A 15,635-nucleotide genomic window follows, 5' to 3' on the forward strand; every position below is an offset into this window, starting at 1 on the left:
GCGGCGTCAGCCGCGGCCGCGAATGCTGTCGATGATGCGGGTCCAGTTGTCGCCGCCGTGTCCGTCCTCGATCGCGCGCCGGTAGTGGGCCTGCACGGCCAGGGGCAGCGCGAGGTCGAGGCCGAGTGACGTGCTGGTCTCGACGATGTGGTCGGACGTCGCGCCCATCATGGTGACCGTGCTGAGGTCGCCCGGGTGCTCGCCCGCGTCGAGCGCGGCACCGGGGTGCTCCTCACCGGCCCTCAGCATCGCGCCGATCGAGTCGGTGAAGGACAGCAGCTCCGGCAGCGCCTCCTTGGCGGGCGTCCCCGCCGTTCCCAGCATCGCCGTGGCGTGCATCAGCCCGGACAGGGTGGTGAGGAACACGGCGAGCTGGGCCTGGTACATCAGCTGGGCGAGACCCGGGTCGGCGCCCAGGTACCGCGGTGTCCCCAGCCGGGCCAGCACCTCCCGGTGCCGCTCGAACACCGGGGCGTCGCCGCTGTAGTAGACCCGCGACGCCGGTGTGCCGACCATCGGCGCGGGGACCATGACGCCCCCGGTGAGGAAGGCGGCCCCGTGGCCCGCCGCCCAGGTCACCGCCTCGCGGGTGCGGTCGGGCGTGTCGGAGCTGAGGTTGACCAGCGTCCGGCCCGCGAGGGACGCGGTGGCGCGGTCGAGGATGTCGTACATGGCCCGGTAGTCGGTGAGGCTGAGGATCACGAGGTCACCCGCCTCGACGGCTTCGCCGGGGGTCGCCGCGAGGGTCGCGCCGTCGGCGACGAGGCCGTCGGCGCGGGAGGCGGTGCGGTTCCAGACGGTGACCCGGTGGCCGGTCGCGAGCAGGGTGCGGGTCATCGCCTGCCCCATCGGACCGAGCCCGATGACGGTGACGGAACTGTCCTTGCTGGTAGGGGGGTTCTGGTGTGCGTTCACCCCTCCATGCTCGAACAGCGCCACTAGTCTCGGAAGTACCGACTAATTACTGCGGTACTTACCTTTCCGTAAGGGGGATCGTGATGGCGAGGGCGCCGAGACGGGGGCCGTACATCTGCGGCATCGACGCCGCGTTCGACGTGTTGAGCGGCAAGTGGAAGGGGTTCATCCTCTGGGAACTGGAGACCCACCGCGTACGCCGCTTCGCCGAGCTCCGCCGCGGGATGCCGGGCGTGAGCGAGAAGATGCTGACGCAGCACCTGCGCGAGCTGGAGGAGGACGGCCTCGTGCACCGGGAGGTCTACGCCGAGGTGCCGCCGCGGGTGGAGTACTCCCTGACCGAGGACGGGCGGACGCTCAACCGGGCGCTGGAGCCGCTCGGCGCCTGGGGCGTCGAGCGCATGCGCCGCGAGGGCACCGAGGCGGTCGACGCCGCCGGCACCGCGCACGGTTAGGCGGGCCGCGTGCGCCTCAGGAGCCCGGCGCTCAGTCGAGCTGCGCCCGTACGTACTCCCGCCACCGCGCGGTGAAGGCGGCGAGATCCGTGCCCAGGACGTCCTGCAGGGCGCCCTCCACGGCCCCGGGGCGCTTGCCGTGGGCTCCGACGGCGCGGTAGAACTCGTCGAGCCGTACCTCGCCCCAGCGGTCCGCGATCAGCCGGCAGGCCAGCCAGCCGCCCTCGTAGGCGCGGGCGAGCCGGCCCGAGTCGCCGGAGAACCCGAAGTCGGCGTCCGTCGGCAGCGCGCCGGGGACCCGCCCCGCCGCGACCGCCCTGCGCAGCTCCGGGGCGACCTCCGGCGCGGTGCGGCCGGTCGCCCGGTAGCCGACCCAGTCGGCGTACCCCTCGGAGAGCCACAGGGGCGTGGCGGCGTTGGTGTGGGCGCGGGTGGCGACATGGGTCGTCTCATGGGTGAGGACGACCTGCTTGCCGAAGGCGCCGAGCACCGCGTAGGCGTCGGGGTTGACGATGATCCGGTCCGCGGGCGCCCTGGCCGCGCCTCCGGCCTCCCCGGTGGTGACGGCGGCGATCCCCCGGTAGCCGGACGCGGGCGCCCCGAGGAGCTCCGCCATCTCCTCCAGCGACTTCGGGACGAGGACGACGACCCGCCGTGCCCAGTCCTCGCCCCACGCCTCGGTCACGGCGGGCACTGCCCGGTCCGCCAGCCGCGCGTACTCCCGCAGGTTCGCGTCCGACCGGCCCACCCCGAGCACCAGGCTCCGCTCACCGCGGACGGCCCGTATCGGACCCTGCTCCCACAGCTGTGCGGTGCCCTGGTCCGACGGCTCGTCGGAGGCGACCCGCCACCGGCCGTCGTCCCGCGCCAGGGTCAGCGTCCGTACGGCGGTGACGGGCGCCTTGTCGTAGCCGCGTATCCGATAGCGCAGGGCCGCCTCGGCCGTCGCCCGGTCGCCGGTGCGCCGGAAGCCGGTGAGGTCGTAGGACCAGGAGGCCAGTGGCAGAGCGCTGAGGTTCGCGAACTCGGCGGCCCCGGTGGCCCGTTGACCGCTCGTGGTGACCACCGGCTCCTCGGTGGCCCGGTACGCCGCCGCGTCCCGTTCCAGGACCGCCGTCGCCCGCCGGTCGAGCAGGGCCTCGACGTCGGCGCGCGCCGAGTCCGGTGCAGCGCCCCCGCAGCCGGCGAGCAGGCTCAGCGCCAGACAGACTCCCGCGCCTCCCGCGAGCGCACGCCTTCGACCAGCCACGTTCCCGATCGTACGGCGGCCCGGCCGCCCCGCCCCAGGGGCGGCCGGGCCTCGATGCGGCGGCGGGTCGCGGTCAGGGGCGGGTGACCGAGGCGATGGGCATCATGCCGACGGGGTCGTAGCGGACGGGGGCGCCCGGGTAGGGGGCGTGAATGACCTGGCCGTTGCCCACGTACATACCGACGTGGCTGGCGTCGGAGCGGTAGGTGACCAGGTCTCCCGGCTGGGCCTGGGAGAGCGGGACCTGGGTGCCCGCGTACCGCTGGGCCTGCGAGGTCCGCGGGAGCGCGACACCTGCCTGGGCGTACGACCACACCATCAGGCCCGAGCAGTCGAAGCCGTGCGGGCCGGTGGAGCCCCAGACGTACGGCTTGCCGAGGGCGGAGCGGGCCGCGGCGACGGCGGTGGCGGCACGGGCGTTGGGAGCGACGGCACCGGAGAGGTCGGGCTCCTCCTGCTTCATCTCGGCGCGGCCGGAGCGGGAGGCGCGGTCGTACTCCGCGCGCTCCTCGTCGGGCAGCGAGTTGAGGAGTTCGCGGGCCTTGGCGAGCTTCCGCTCGACCGTCCGCTTGTGTGCGGCGACGGCCTTGCGGCTCTTCTCCAGCTCGCTGAGCTTCCCGGTGGCCTCCTGGCGCTTCTGGGCGAGCTCCCGCACCGCCTGCTGGAGGTCGCGGAGTTCGCCCGCCTGGTGGGTGCTGATCCGGTCGAGCGCGGAGGCCTTGGCGAGGTAGTCGTCCGGTTCGGTGGAGAACAGCAGGGCGAGCGACGGGTCGAGGGCGCCCGAGCGGTACTGCGCGCCGGCCAGCGAACCGAGGGACTCCCGCATGGTGTTGACGCTGTCCTGCTTGCGGGCGATGGCGTCCTGGGCGGCGCCGACCTGGTCGCGCAGCTCGTCGGCGCGCTCGTCGGCCTTGTTGTACGCCTCGGTGGCCCGTTCGGCCTGCTCGTACAGTCGGTCCACCTCGGCGCGGGTGGAGTTGTCGTGCGGCGCGGCGGCGGCCTGCTGGACGGGGATGGCGCCGAGCGCGGCGGCCGCGGCGGACAGCACGCCCAGGGCGGCGGCTGCGCCCCGGTCGAACCCGGACGGTACAAGACGACTGTGGGACCCCACGGGAAGCCGCACTCCCTTCGACGGCGGACAGGATCCTCCCCCGGCACGGCGTCGAGGTGCCCCTTCACGGGGGCGTTCTCACGGCGGGTGAGGAAGGCGCGGCCGACAGTAGCCGCGCGACCCGGTCACAGCCAACGACCTCCGCGAGCACGGAGCGTGACGCCCTGCTCCGGACGCAGGTCACCAGCGGGGCGCGGGGTCAGTACGAGGTGCGGGAATTCGCCCGTTCGGGCGGCGTTGTGTCCTGATCTTGAAGCGCGAAGAGGCCGGCTGTCACGGAGTGTGACAACCGGCCTCGTTCGAGCCGTGGGGGCCTCAGACGACGCGGACGCCGAACTGGAAGGAACCGATGGTGTCCATCGACTCGTAGCGGACGACCTTGCCCGGGTAGGGGGCGTGGATGACCGTGTTGTTGCCGGCGTAGAGGCCGACGTGGCCCAGGTTGTTGAAGAACACCAGGTCGCCCGGCATCAGCTGGTCGCGGCCGATCTTCGTGCCGTCGTTCTGCTGGGTGTACGTGGTCCGGGAGATCGACACACCGGCCTGCGCGTACGCCCACTGCGTGAGGCCGGAGCAGTCGTAGGAGTTGGGGCCGCTGCCACCGGAGACGTAGGGCTTGCCGAGCTGGGTGTCGGCGGCGGCGAGCGCGGCGGCGGCGCGGTCGGAGGCGGGGACGTCCTTGCCGAGTTCGACGCGCTCGCCGGCGTCGCGGCTGGCGCGCTGCTCGTCCTCGGCGAGGTCGGCCCGCTCCTGGGCGGTGAGGCTGTTGAGGAGCCTCTGCGCCGCGGCGAGCTTGCTCTGGTATTCCTTCTTCTTCTTGCCCAGGGTCTCGCGGGTCTCGGCGAGGTCCTCGAGCTTCTCGGCCGCCTCCTGGCGCTGCTGGGCGAGCGCCCGCTGCTTCTCCTGGATCTTCTTCAGCTGCTCGACCTGCTGGCTGCTCAACTGGTCCAGGGTGGCGGCCTTGTCCAGGTAGTCGTCGGGATCGGCGGAGAGGAACAGCTGGATCGAGGAGTCGATGCCGCCGGTGCGGTACTGGGCGCTGGCCGCCTGGCCTATGCCCTCGCGCAGCTCGTTGAGCTCCTCCTGGCCGCGGGCGACGTTGTCCTGGATGGTGGAGATTTCCTTCTGGAGCTTCTCCTGCTTCTCCTTGGCCCCGTTGTACTTGTCGGTGGCCCGACCCGCGTCCTCGTAGAGCGCGTCGACCTTGGCCTTGACCTCTTCCTTGCTCGGCTTGTCGCTGGGGGCGGCGTTGGCCGCCTGCGAGGTCAGTGCCACGGCAGCGGCGGCGGCGGTGGTGAGCACGCTCACTCGCGCACGGCTCGGCTGCTTGGGTCGACGGTGGGACGCCACGGTAGGTGAACTCCTTCTTGTGAGCGATCGCCCGCCCGAAGGGGGACCGGCGGCAACGATCACCCGTCCAGAGGTTTGAGCCCAGACCCTAGTGACCTCATGGTGATCACTTCAAATCCCAGGCGGCAAAAATCCCATCCCCCGGCGCACTATTTACACTCAACACACATGCAGTAATGCCCGATTGACGCTACGTTGCGCAACAGTTCGGTCAATTCGGTCATACAGCGCGTACGTTGCGGTTGGCGCGGACGGGGCCGAAGGGTCAGGAAAGCCGTTTGAGGAGCACCGCCGACGCCACCGGCCTCGCGCCCGCCTTGGCGACGCCGTCGGCCACCTCGCGGTCGGTGGAGGCGACGATGACCGGCCGCCCCGGCGGTTCGGCGCGCACCAGCTGCCGGATCAACTCGTCGGCGGTGACGCCGGGCTTGGAGAACAGCACCCGCACCCCGCGCGGCGGTGCGAGCAGCACGGGCGCGGCCAGCTCCGCCCCGTCGAAGACACAGGTGACCTCGGCGCCGGTCTGCGCGGCCAGCTGCGACAGCTGCCCGAGGAGCCGCAAGCGCTGCTTCTCCAGGGGCATCTGCGGATAACCGGTCTTGGTGACGTTGTAACCGTCGACCACGAGGTGGGCCTGCGGCAGCGCGAGCAACTGGTCCAGGATCGCCGGGTCGTTCTCCGACAGCGCGCGGGCGGCGATGTCCTTCGGCGTCATCCGCCCGGGCTCGACCGCGTCGACGGTCTCGGCGGGCCGCACGGAGACCGGCGGCAGCGCCAGCTCCCGTCTGAGGCCCTGGGCGGCGTCCAGCACGGTGTCCAGCAGCAGCCGTACGCGCATGTCCTCGACGCTGCGCCCCTCGCGGGCCGCCCGCCGCGTGGCCTCCAGGGCGGCCTCCGCCTCGCCGAGCCGGGCCTTCAGCCGCCGGGTCTCGCTCTCGGCGGCGGACACCTGGGCGTGGCTCTCGGCGCGCAGGGCCTCCATCTCGGCGTTCTGCTTGCGCAGGGCGGCCTCGCCGCGCTTGACGTCGCTGAGGGCCGCCCGGAGCTTGCGGTGCAGGGAGTCGGCGTCCTTCTTGGCCGATTCCAGCTCCTGGCGCAGCCGTTCGGTCTCGGCCTTCGTGTGGTCGCGGGCCTCGGCGAGCTGCTCGCGCAGCCGCTCCAGTTCGGCGCGGCTCTCCTCGTCGGCCCGCTCGGCGTCCGCCCGCTGGGCCTCCTCGCCGGCCGCGGCGACCAGCTTCACCCAGCCCGGGGGGCGCAGGACGTACGCGGCGGCCGCCACGTCCAGCGGGTCGGCGGCCGGGGGCGGGGCTCCCGTGTCCAGGGCGCCGGCCAGTTCCGGGTGGGCCTCGCGGAACCGCTCCGCGATCCGCTGTCTGAAAAGCGTGTCGCCCTCGACCGCGGCCGCCATGGCGTTGCCCGCGAACTTCACCCGGCGGTTCGGGGCGAACCGGGCGTACTGCCGGAGCTGCGCGGGCAGTTCCGCGACGGTCAGGCCACCGAACCCGTCCGACACGATCTGTACGACACGCCGGCGCACGCCTTCGGGCAGCGGACGGTCGAGCACCTCAGCGGCGCCGTCGCCCGGCCCCCCGCCTGCGGTCTCCACCATCCGTCACACCCCATTTCCATGCGGGCCCCTCCGCCGCTCCCGACTCGCGCGAGCGCGGGGACCCACGTCCTCAGGAGCCGGCGCCCGGCCTGTCCACGAGTTCCACCTGGTCCACGGCGTTGCACCAGCGGCAGCGGACCGACTCGATGGTCTCACTGACCACCTCGCGCTCCTCGACCTTCGGCTCCCCGGCGAGGTCCAGGTGAACGTACTCGACGACCTTGGACGAGCGGGTCACGTCGAACCGCGTGAGATTGCCGCAGAGGGTGCAGCGCCAGCGGGTCGTGGCCGTCGGCAGGGGAACCGTCATCGTGGCTGCTCTTCCTTCTTCCAGTCTCCGTGATGCGCGCGCCGGACTCCCGGTGCGTGTGGCTCGTAACCCTACGGCCTGACCGGTACTCGCCGCCCGTCCGCCCGGGGAGTGCCTCCGGCGGTGACGCCGAACCCCCTCGGCGGCGAGGCGGTCTGTGCGGGTGGGTCCCGTTACGTCATGCTCTGCTCATGATCGGCAAGTGGAGCGCACATGTTTTCGGACCCCGGTCCGGCCCCGGGGCGGGGCAGCCGCTGGAGCGGACCGTGCGGAACGAGTCGGCGCCGGTGACGTACGGGCTGATCGCCGCCTGCTGTCTGGTCTTCCTGATCGGTCCGGCCGCGGGCCTGAACCCCGTGTACGGCGCCGGGGACGAGCTGCTCGCGGCGCAGCGGGCGTATTTCCGCCGCTGGGGTGTGGTACCGGTCGAACTCTTCGCCGGCACGCCCCGCGCGGCCCTCACGCCCCTCACGGCCCTCTTCGTGCACGGCAGCTGGCTGCACCTGCTGGGCAACATGCTGTTCCTCTTCGTCTTCGGGGCGATGGTCGAGGAACGCATGGGCCATGTGGAGTTCGCCCTCTTCTACGTGGTCTGCGGGTACCTCGCCCTGGTGGCGTACGCGATCGCGCACGCCGGGTCGCAGCAGTCACTGGTGGGCGCGTCCGGTGCGATCTCCGCCGTCCTCGGCGCGTTCCTCTTCCTGTTCCCCGGAGCGCGCGTGACGAGCCTGTTCCCGTTCCTGTTCTTCCTGCCGCTGCGCTTCCCCGCATGGGTGACCCTGCCGTTCTGGGTGACCCTGCAGTGGCTGGCCGCGCGCCGGGAGACGTCCGGGCCGGGGGTCGCCTATCTGGCGCACCTCGTCGGGTTCGGACTGGGGTTCGTCTACGCGTGGGGGCGTCATGGACGGAGGACTAGAGTGACAGCGAATGCCCCCGCTCCGGCCCCCGAGGGAGAACACCAGCCGTGATCACCGCGATCGTGCTCATCAAGACCAGCGTGGACCGGATCCCGGAGATCGCGGAGTCGATCGCCGCGATCGAGTCGGTGACCGAGGTGTTCTCGGTGACCGGTACGTACGACTTGGTCGCCATGGTCCGGGTCAAGGCCCATGAGGACCTCGCCGAGGTGATCCCCGGGCGCATCAGCAAGATCCCGGGGGTGCGGGGGACGGACACGCACGTGGCGTTCCGCACGTACTCGCAGCACGACCTGGAGGCCGCGTTCGCCATCGGCCTGGACGGCTGACCAGGGCCGACGACGGCCGCACGGACGCCGCGCGGCGGGCCCCCACCGAGGAGCGCCCGCCGCGTCGAGCTGCCGAAGGGCCCTACGGCCGTCCGGCGATCAGCCGGGAATCGTCTCCCGGGGTCACTTCCAGCACCACTTCTTGATCGACTTGTAGGCGCTGATGTCCGGATCGGTCGACCCGCGCATCCCGGTCTTGCGCACGATCTGACGGTCCTTGCCCCGGCTGTCCTTGCCGTACCACGTCTTGGTGGTCCGGTTCCACGTCGAACGCGGCAGCCGCTTGTGGGTGGGATGGTCGGCGTACGGCGGCACCCACGCGCCCCTGCCGCACTTGTAGTCGGGCACCGCCTTCACCATGTAGTACGTCATGGTGTGCTTGTAGTTCTTGGCGTCCCACAGGCAGAGCGAGCCCTTCGGCTTGCAGTCGCCCATGGCGGCCTCGGCCGAGTCCGCCTGGATCCCGCCCGCCAGCACCATGCCCACCGTCATGGCGGAGGCGACCGCGAACCCCTTCATCCCACGCTTCATCCGTACTCCCCGTAGTGAGCGGCCGCGAAGACCGACCGCCCACCCACCTTAGGCAGCCCCGCTCAGCCCCGAACAGTTGTCCTTTGGGGCAGGGTGGCGCCAGGGGACGTCAGGTGGCGGGGACGCAACGGCCGTCCTCGGTGCGGTAGTTCCACCGGGCACCGTCCCGGACGAGTTCCCTGACCGCGCCCACGAACCGCTCGACGTGCTCGTCCGGCGTGCCGGCGCCGAAGCTCACCCGGATCGCGTTGAGGGACTTCTCGCCCGGCGCGGCCTCGGGCGCGCCGCACTCCCCCTGGGTGTGCGGGTCGCTGCCCAGCAGGGTGCGGACCAGCGGGTGGGCGCAGAACAGGCCGTCGCGGACGCCGATGCCGTACTCGGCGGACAGCGCCGCCGCGAAGTGGGAACTGTTCCAGCCGTCGACGACGAAGGAGATGACGCCGACCCGGGGGGCGTCGTCCCCGAACAGGGAGAGCACCCGGACCTCGGGCACCTCGGCGAGACCGGCGCGGACCGTGTCGATCAGGTGCCGCTCACGGGCGACGAGGGTGTCGAACCCGGCCTCGGTGAGGGCCTTGCAGGCGGAGGCGATGGCGTACGCGCCGATGACGTTGGGCGAGCCGGCCTCGTGGCGCGCGGCGGTCTCGTGCCACTCGATGTCCACGCCCCCGTCCGTCCGCCGGGTCACCTTGCGGGAGGCACCGCCGCCCGCGAGGTACGGGTCCGCCTCCCGCAGCCAGTCGGCGCGCCCGGCGAGGACGCCGGAGCCGAACGGCGCGTACAGCTTGTGCCCGGAGAAGGCGACCCAGTCGACGTCCAGGTCCCTTACGGAGACGGGGTGGTGGGGGGCGAGCTGCGCGGCGTCGAGCACGATCCGCGCGCCGTGCGCGTGTGCGGCGGCGGCCAGTTCGCGCACCGGCCAGATCTCGCCGGTGACGTTGGAGGCACCGGTGACGCAGACCAGTGCCGGGCCGTGGGGGTCCCGGTCGGCGAGGGCGCGCTCCAGCGTGGCGACGGCCTGGGCGGGCGTCCGGGGCGCGTCCAGATAGGTCACGCGGGCGTCCCGCCAGGGCAGCAGCGAGGCGTGGTGCTCGGTCTCGAACACGAAGACCTGGCAGTCGGCGGGCAGGGCCGCGGCGAGAAGGTTCAGCGAGTCGGTGGTGGAGCGGGTGAAGACCAGCTGGTCGTCCTCCCGGCAGTCGAGGAACGCGGCGACGGCGCGGCGGGCGTTCTCGAAGAGGTCCGTCGACAGCTGCGACAGATACCCGGCGCCCCGGTGCACGCTCCCGTAGTACGGCGCGTACGCGGCCACGTCGTCCCAGACCCGCTGGAGCGCGGGGGCGCTGGCCGCGTAGTCGAGCGCGGCGTAGGTGACCTCCCCGCCGGTGACGAGCGGGACGGTGACATCACGGCCGAGAACGGACAGCGGGGCACAAACGGACTGGTCGGCGGCAAGGCTGGACACGCTGGAGACAGACATGGGGAACTCCCGTGAGAGGGCATGCCGAAGAAAGGCACGCTGAAGGAAGGAAAAAGGGGTGCGCGGAGGCGGGGCTCGGCGGCCCTATCGCATTCGCTTGCTCACGGAAGACTCCCTCGAACGACCAGGACCCCTGGCCCCACACTTCTCACAAGTGCGTGAGGGGTCCGCGCTTGTCGTAGACCTCGCTGCCTACGACCTGGTCTTCACCCGGGGCACCCCGCCACGGACGGAGGGTTGCCGGACAGCCGGCCGGGGCCTTGTGGCTGTCACTCATGACCTGATCAGGAACGTACGTGAAGTGATCGCCGCCCCGCAACTCGTGTCCGGATGGCGGGATCGGGCGCCTAGTCACTCGGGGGTACGGGTCCCTCGGCGGGTGCGGGTCCCTTGTGGCTTGTCGCGCAGTTCCCCGCGCCCCTGAAGGGAACGGGCCTGCGGCCCGCCCTTCATCGGAAAAGCACGGGGCCGTAGGCCCCTGCTTTTCCAGGAGCGCGTCGGGGAACTGCGTGAACAACCCCCACTCACCCGCGGCCGCCAACGAACCCCGCGGCCCTCCCCCGACCGCGTCCGGCCCTACCGATTCGTCGCCGCCACCCAGCGGTCGAGTACCCTCCGCGCCGCCCCCGAGTCGATCGACTCCGCGGCCCGTTCCATGCCGGCCCGCAGCTGCTCCGCCAGCGGCGCGCCGCCCGGATCCAGTGCCACCAGCGCCGCCGCCGAGTTCAGCAGCACCGCGTCGCGGACCGGGCCCGTCTCCCCCGCCAGCAGGCGTCGTGCGACGTCCGCGTTGTAGGACGCGTCGGCGCCCCGCAGCGCGGACACCGGCACCAGTTCCAGGCCCACGTCCCGTGGATCGAACGTCTCCTCCGTCACCTTGCCGTCGCGGACGACCCACACCCGTGACGTCGCCGTGGTCGTCAGCTCGTCCAGCCCGTCGTCGCCGCGGAACACCAGCGACGAGTTGCCTCGTTCGGCGAAGACACCCGCCATGATGGGCGCCATACGGGGGTCCGCCACGCCTACCGCCTGGGCCCGCACCTTCGCCGGGTTCGCCAGCGGCCCGAGCGCGTTGAACACCGTACGGATGCCCAACTGCCCGCGCGCGGCGGCCACATGACGCAGCGCCGGGTGGAACTTCACCGCGAAGCAGAAGGTGATGCCCGCTTCCTCGGCGACCTCCGCGACCCGCTGCGGGGTCAGCTCCAGATTGACGCCGAGCTTCTCCAGCACGTCGGACGCGCCGGAGGCCGAGGACGCGGCCCGGTTGCCGTGCTTGACGACCTTGGCGCCCGTGCCGGCGACGACGATCGACGACATCGTGGAGATGTTGACCGTCTTGGCGCCGTCGCCGCCCGTGCCGACGATGTCGACGGTCCGCCCCGACACCTCGATCACCTTGGCGTGCTCGTACAGCGCCCGCACCAGCCCGGTGATCTCGTCGACGGTCTCGCCCTTGGCCCGCAGCGCCACCACGAACCCGGCGATCTGCGCGTCCGTCGCCTCACCGCGCATGATCTGGTCCATCGCCCAGAACGTGGCGCCGGCGTCCTGGTCCTGCCCGGCGAGGAGCGCGTTCAGCACCTGGGGCCAGGAACGGTCCGCCGCGGTGTCGCCTCCGGCGGGGGTCACAGCGCTCATCAGCCGCTCCTGGTGGTCGTAGCCGCGGGGACGGTCACCGCCCGCGGACGTGAGGTCATCGATGGCTCTCACCCTATCCAGCTCCGAGCACGGCGAAGGGCCCCCGTCCGAAGATCGGACGGGGGCCCTTCGACCGTGTGTGGCGAAGCGGGAGATCAGTGGTGGCCGTGGCCGCTCGTGATCTCCTTGTACTCCTCGACGCTGGGCTTGAGGATCTGGTTGTCCTCGCCGTAGTAGCCCTTGCTCAGCTTGGCCCGCAGCTTCTCGCGACGCGTGATCTTGCGGGTGACGCCGTTCTCGTCGACCGCGGGACCGATCTCGGCCGGCTTGTACTGCTCGTGCGCGGTGAGCGTGTGCAGCTGCTCCTGGCTGAGCGGCTCGTGGATCTCGATGAACTCACCGTGCGGCAGGCGCTTGATGATGCCCGTCTCGCGACCGTGCAGGATCTTGTCCCTGTCGCGGCGCTGGAGGCCGAGGCAGATGCGCTTGGTGACGACGAACGCGAGGACCGGGGCCACGAAGAACGCGATCCGGACGAACCAGGTGATGGCGTTGATCGACAGGTGGAAGTGGGTCGCCCAGAGGTCGTTTCCACCACCGATCAGCAGAACCATGTACCAGGTGATCCACGCGACGCCGAAGCCCGTACGTGTCGGGGCGTTGCGCGGGCGGTCCAGGATGTGGTGCTCGCGCTTGTCGCCGGTGACCCAGGACTCGATGAACGGGTAGACCGCGATCGCGACCAGGACCAGCGGGAAGATCACCAGCGGGATGAACACACCCAGGACGAGCGTGTGACCCCAGAAGTTGATCTCCCAGCCCGGCATCACACGGATCAGGCCCTCGGAGAAGCCCATGTACCAGTCGGGCTGGGCGCCGGTCGACACCTGGTCCGGACGGTAGGGACCCATCGTCCAGATCGGGTTGATCGTGGCGATCGCCGAGATGATCGCGATGACACCGAAGACCAGGAAGAAGAAGCCTCCGGCCTTGGCCATGTACACGGGCAGCAGCGGCATGCCGACGACGTTGTTGTTCGTCTTTCCGGGGCCCGCGAACTGGGTGTGCTTGTGGTAGAAGACCAGGATCAGGTGCGCCACCACGAGGCCGAGCATGATGCCGGGCAGCAGCAGCACGTGCACCGAGTAGAACCGGGCGACGAAGTCGCCGCCGGGGAACTCCCCGCCGAAGAGGAAGAACGACAGGTACGTGCCGACGATCGGCACGGACAGGACCGCGCCCTCCATGAAGCGGACACCGGTGCCGGAGAGCAGGTCGTCCGGGAGCGAGTAACCGGTGAAGCCGGTGAACATGCCGAGGACGAACAGCAGGAAGCCGAACAGCCAGTTGACCTCACGCGGCTTGCGGAACGCGCCGGTGAAGAACACGCGCATCATGTGCACGAACATGCCGGCGAGGAAGACCAACGCGGCCCAGTGGTGGATCTGCCGGATCAGCAGACCACCGCGCACCTCGAACGAGATGTGCATGGTCGAGTTGAACGCCTCGGACATCAGCTGGCCCTGCAGCGGGACGTACGGGCCGTGGTACTCCACCTCGTTCATCGACGGGTGGAAGAACAACGTCAGGTACACACCCGTGAGGATGATGATGATGAAGCTGTAGAGGCAGACCTCACCCAACATGAACGACCAGTGGTCGGGGAAGATCTTGCGCATGTTGGCCTTGGCCAGGGAGTAGATCCCGAGCCGGCCGTCGGCCCAGTCGGCGACGCGCTCGCCGGCCGGTGCCTTCCCGCGCTTGTCGCGCGCGTCGGTGGTGGTTGCAGTGCTCATCCGCGCTCCCAGAAGGCAGGACCGACGGGCTCTTCGAAGTCGCTCAGGGCTTCGAGGTAGCCGTCTTCACCGACGGTGATCCGCAGCTGCGGCAGGGCGTGACCCGCGGGACCGAAGATCACCTGGCCCGCGTCGGCGAGGTCGAAGGTGGACTGGTGGCAGGGGCAGAGCACGTGGTGCGTCTGCTGCTCGTACAGGGAGATCGGGCAACCGACGTGGGTGCAGATCTTCGAGTAGGCCAGGATGCCCTCGTGACCCCACTCCAGTGACTTCTTGGACTTGATGTCGTCCGGCTGGATCCGGACGATCATCAGGGCGTCCTTGGCGATGTTCTTCTGGAAGTCGTGCTGGTGCTCGTCCAGGCCGGCCGGCATGGCGAAGGTCAGCGACCCGACCACGACGTCCGCGGGACGCAGCGGCTCACCCGTGTTCATGTTGACGAGCTTCTTGCCCTTGGCCCAGGTGGTGTGCCGCAGCTTGGTGCCGGGCAGCGGACCGAGGTCACGCAGCAGGACGACACCGGAGAGCGGGACCATCGCCATCGCGCCGAGCATCGTGTTGCGCACCAGCTTGCGCCGGCCGATGCCCGACTCGGCGGCACCCTGCTTGAAGTCCGCGTGGACCTTCGCGCGGACCTCGGGCGAGGCCTCGATCGGGTGACGCTCGTCGGCGACCTCCACGTCGGACATCAGGGTGCGGGCCCAGTGGACCGCGCCGGCGCCGATGCAGAACAGGGCCAGGCCCAGGGTGCCGCCCAGCGCGAAGTTCAGCGCGCTGATGTGCCCGATCGGCCAGACGTAGATCGACCGGTCGACGGGGATCGCGACATACGAGGCGATGAACGCGATGGTGGACAGCATCGACACCGTGAACAGCAGGGCGACCGTGCGCTCGGACCGCTTGGCGGCCCGCTCGTCGATGTCCTGGATCCGGTGCTCGTGGGGCGGCAGGCCGGGGTCCGCGAAGGGGTTCTCCTCGTCCGCGACCTTCACCGCGCCGTGCGCGTCGTCCTGCTCAGCCGGCAGGTTCTCTTCTGGAATGTCTTGGCTACTCATGACTTCTTGGCCTTTGCGGTCCGAGCGGCGACCCACACGGCGACAGCGATCAGCGTGCCGAGACCGAAGACCCAGCCGAACAGGCCCTCGCTGACGGGACCCAGTCCGCCGAGGCTGAGGCCACCGGGCTCCACGGTGTCATCGCTGTTGACCGCTTCGAGGTACGCGATGATGTCCTTCTTGTTCTCCTCCGACAGCGTGGTGTCGGGGAAGGACGGCATGTTCTGCGGGCCGGTCTGCATGGCCTCGTAGATGTGCTTCGGGTCGACACCCTCAAGGCTCGGCGCGTACTTGCCCTCGGACAGCGCACCGCCCTTGCCGGTGAAGTTGTGGCACTGAGCGCAGTTCGTCCGGAACAGCTCGCCGCCCTCGGCGATGTCCGCGCCCTCGGGGTTGTACGCGTTCCCGGTCGGGATCTCGGGACCGGCGCCCAGCGAGGCGACGAACGCCGCGAGCTGGTCGATCTCGGCCTGCGAGTAGATGTTCTTCTTCTTCGGGACCTGCGCGCCGGGCTGCTGCGCCGGCATACGGCCCGTGCCGACCTGGAAGTCGACGGCCGCCGCGCCCACGCCCACCAGGCTCGGCCCGTCGGTGGTGCCCTCGCCGCCCTTGCCGTGGCAGCTGGCGCAGCCCACCAAGTAGAGCTTCTTGCCCTCCTCGATGGTGAGGGTCTGGGCGGTTTCATCGGCCTGCGCCTTGTCCGCGGGCGCGAAGGCGGTGTACAGCCCCCCGGTGGCCGCCAGCGCGATGAGTAGGACGACGACCGCCGCCAGCGGATGGCGTCGTCGTGCGGAGAGCTTTTTCACGGATTACCCCGGTGTCAGGATCTTCTGCGTCGGTGCTTCTGGAAGGGTCGTTCTCGGGATCGAGGCGGGCGTACGGTCCGC

15 protein-coding genes and 1 riboswitch are annotated in these 15,635 nt (G+C 70.8%); of the genes, 3 read left to right on the forward strand and 12 right to left on the reverse strand.

The window, feature by feature from the left end:
• Nucleotides 1-6: 6 nt before the first annotated feature.
• Complete coding sequence (locus tag ACZ4Z3_RS06025) at nt 7-915, reverse strand: NAD(P)-dependent oxidoreductase (protein ID WP_468499869.1); 909 nt, start codon at nt 913-915, stop codon at nt 7-9.
• Nucleotides 916-998: 83 nt separating this feature from the next.
• Between ACZ4Z3_RS06025 and ACZ4Z3_RS06030 the strand changes: the two genes are divergently transcribed.
• Complete coding sequence (locus ACZ4Z3_RS06030) at nt 999-1,370, forward strand: winged helix-turn-helix transcriptional regulator (protein WP_468499870.1); 372 nt, start codon at nt 999-1,001, stop codon at nt 1,368-1,370.
• 31 nt (nt 1,371-1,401) lie between these two features.
• On the opposite strand, the gene ACZ4Z3_RS06035 is transcribed toward ACZ4Z3_RS06030, so the two are convergent.
• From ACZ4Z3_RS06035 to ACZ4Z3_RS06055, 5 genes are all read right to left on the reverse strand, one after another.
• Nucleotides 1,402-2,619, reverse strand: a complete 1,218-nt coding sequence (locus tag ACZ4Z3_RS06035) for a nuclear transport factor 2 family protein (protein ID WP_468499871.1) — start codon at nt 2,617-2,619, stop codon at nt 1,402-1,404.
• Between the two features lie 73 nt (nt 2,620-2,692).
• A complete protein-coding gene (locus ACZ4Z3_RS06040; RefSeq protein WP_468499872.1) occupies nt 2,693-3,730 on the reverse strand; it encodes a C40 family peptidase in 1,038 nt (345 codons plus the stop codon).
• 315 nt (nt 3,731-4,045) lie between these two features.
• Nucleotides 4,046-5,080 carry a C40 family peptidase gene (locus ACZ4Z3_RS06045; RefSeq protein ID WP_468499873.1) on the reverse strand — a complete coding sequence of 345 codons (1,035 nt, stop codon included), beginning with the start codon at nt 5,078-5,080 and terminating at the stop codon, nt 4,046-4,048.
• Between the two features lie 265 nt (nt 5,081-5,345).
• The gene (locus ACZ4Z3_RS06050; RefSeq protein WP_468499874.1) at nt 5,346-6,689 is read right to left on the reverse strand and encodes an NYN domain-containing protein; all 1,344 of its coding nucleotides are present in this window, start codon (nt 6,687-6,689) and stop codon (nt 5,346-5,348) included.
• Between the two features lie 70 nt (nt 6,690-6,759).
• Nucleotides 6,760-6,999 carry a hypothetical protein gene (locus tag ACZ4Z3_RS06055; RefSeq protein WP_055541554.1) on the reverse strand — a complete coding sequence of 80 codons (240 nt, stop codon included), beginning with the start codon at nt 6,997-6,999 and terminating at the stop codon, nt 6,760-6,762.
• Between the two features lie 191 nt (nt 7,000-7,190).
• Here ACZ4Z3_RS06055 and ACZ4Z3_RS06060 point away from each other — a divergent pair, with 191 nt between their 5' ends.
• Both ACZ4Z3_RS06060 and ACZ4Z3_RS06065 read left to right on the forward strand, forming a co-directional pair.
• Nucleotides 7,191-7,967, forward strand: coding sequence for a rhomboid family intramembrane serine protease (locus ACZ4Z3_RS06060; RefSeq protein ID WP_468499875.1), 777 nt, complete (start codon nt 7,191-7,193; stop codon nt 7,965-7,967).
• On the forward strand, nt 7,964-8,245 hold the full coding sequence (locus ACZ4Z3_RS06065) for an Lrp/AsnC family transcriptional regulator (protein ID WP_468499876.1): 282 nt from the start codon (nt 7,964-7,966) through the stop codon (nt 8,243-8,245). Before ACZ4Z3_RS06060 ends, ACZ4Z3_RS06065 begins: the two co-directional genes overlap by 4 nt.
• A gap of 123 nt (nt 8,246-8,368) precedes the next feature.
• Here ACZ4Z3_RS06065 and ACZ4Z3_RS06070 read toward each other — a convergent pair whose 3' ends face one another.
• From ACZ4Z3_RS06070 to qcrC, 6 genes are all read right to left on the reverse strand, one after another.
• The gene (locus tag ACZ4Z3_RS06070; RefSeq protein WP_468499877.1) at nt 8,369-8,776 is read right to left on the reverse strand and encodes a hypothetical protein; all 408 of its coding nucleotides are present in this window, start codon (nt 8,774-8,776) and stop codon (nt 8,369-8,371) included.
• A 109-nt stretch (nt 8,777-8,885) separates the two neighbouring features.
• Complete coding sequence (locus tag ACZ4Z3_RS06075; RefSeq protein ID WP_468499878.1) at nt 8,886-10,256, reverse strand: aminotransferase class V-fold PLP-dependent enzyme; 1,371 nt, start codon at nt 10,254-10,256, stop codon at nt 8,886-8,888.
• Between the two features lie 164 nt (nt 10,257-10,420).
• Nucleotides 10,421-10,537, reverse strand: a riboswitch (SAM riboswitch).
• Nucleotides 10,538-10,832: 295 nt separating this feature from the next.
• Nucleotides 10,833-11,897 (reverse strand): anthranilate phosphoribosyltransferase, encoded by a 1,065-nt coding sequence (trpD, locus tag ACZ4Z3_RS06080; protein WP_468499879.1) that lies wholly within the window; start codon nt 11,895-11,897, stop codon nt 10,833-10,835.
• A 155-nt stretch (nt 11,898-12,052) separates the two neighbouring features.
• Nucleotides 12,053-13,693, reverse strand: a complete 1,641-nt coding sequence (gene qcrB, locus ACZ4Z3_RS06085) for a cytochrome bc1 complex cytochrome b subunit (protein ID WP_468499880.1) — start codon at nt 13,691-13,693, stop codon at nt 12,053-12,055.
• A complete protein-coding gene (gene qcrA, locus ACZ4Z3_RS06090; protein WP_468499881.1) occupies nt 13,690-14,748 on the reverse strand; it encodes a cytochrome bc1 complex Rieske iron-sulfur subunit in 1,059 nt (352 codons plus the stop codon). The genes qcrB and qcrA overlap by 4 nt, the downstream gene beginning before the upstream one ends.
• On the reverse strand, nt 14,745-15,554 hold the full coding sequence (gene qcrC / locus ACZ4Z3_RS06095; RefSeq protein WP_468499882.1) for a cytochrome bc1 complex diheme cytochrome c subunit: 810 nt from the start codon (nt 15,552-15,554) through the stop codon (nt 14,745-14,747). Before qcrC ends, qcrA begins: the two co-directional genes overlap by 4 nt.
• Nucleotides 15,555-15,635: the final 81 nt, after the last annotated feature.

The sequence above is a fragment of the Streptomyces sp. NPDC030296 genome (assembly GCF_055572815.1).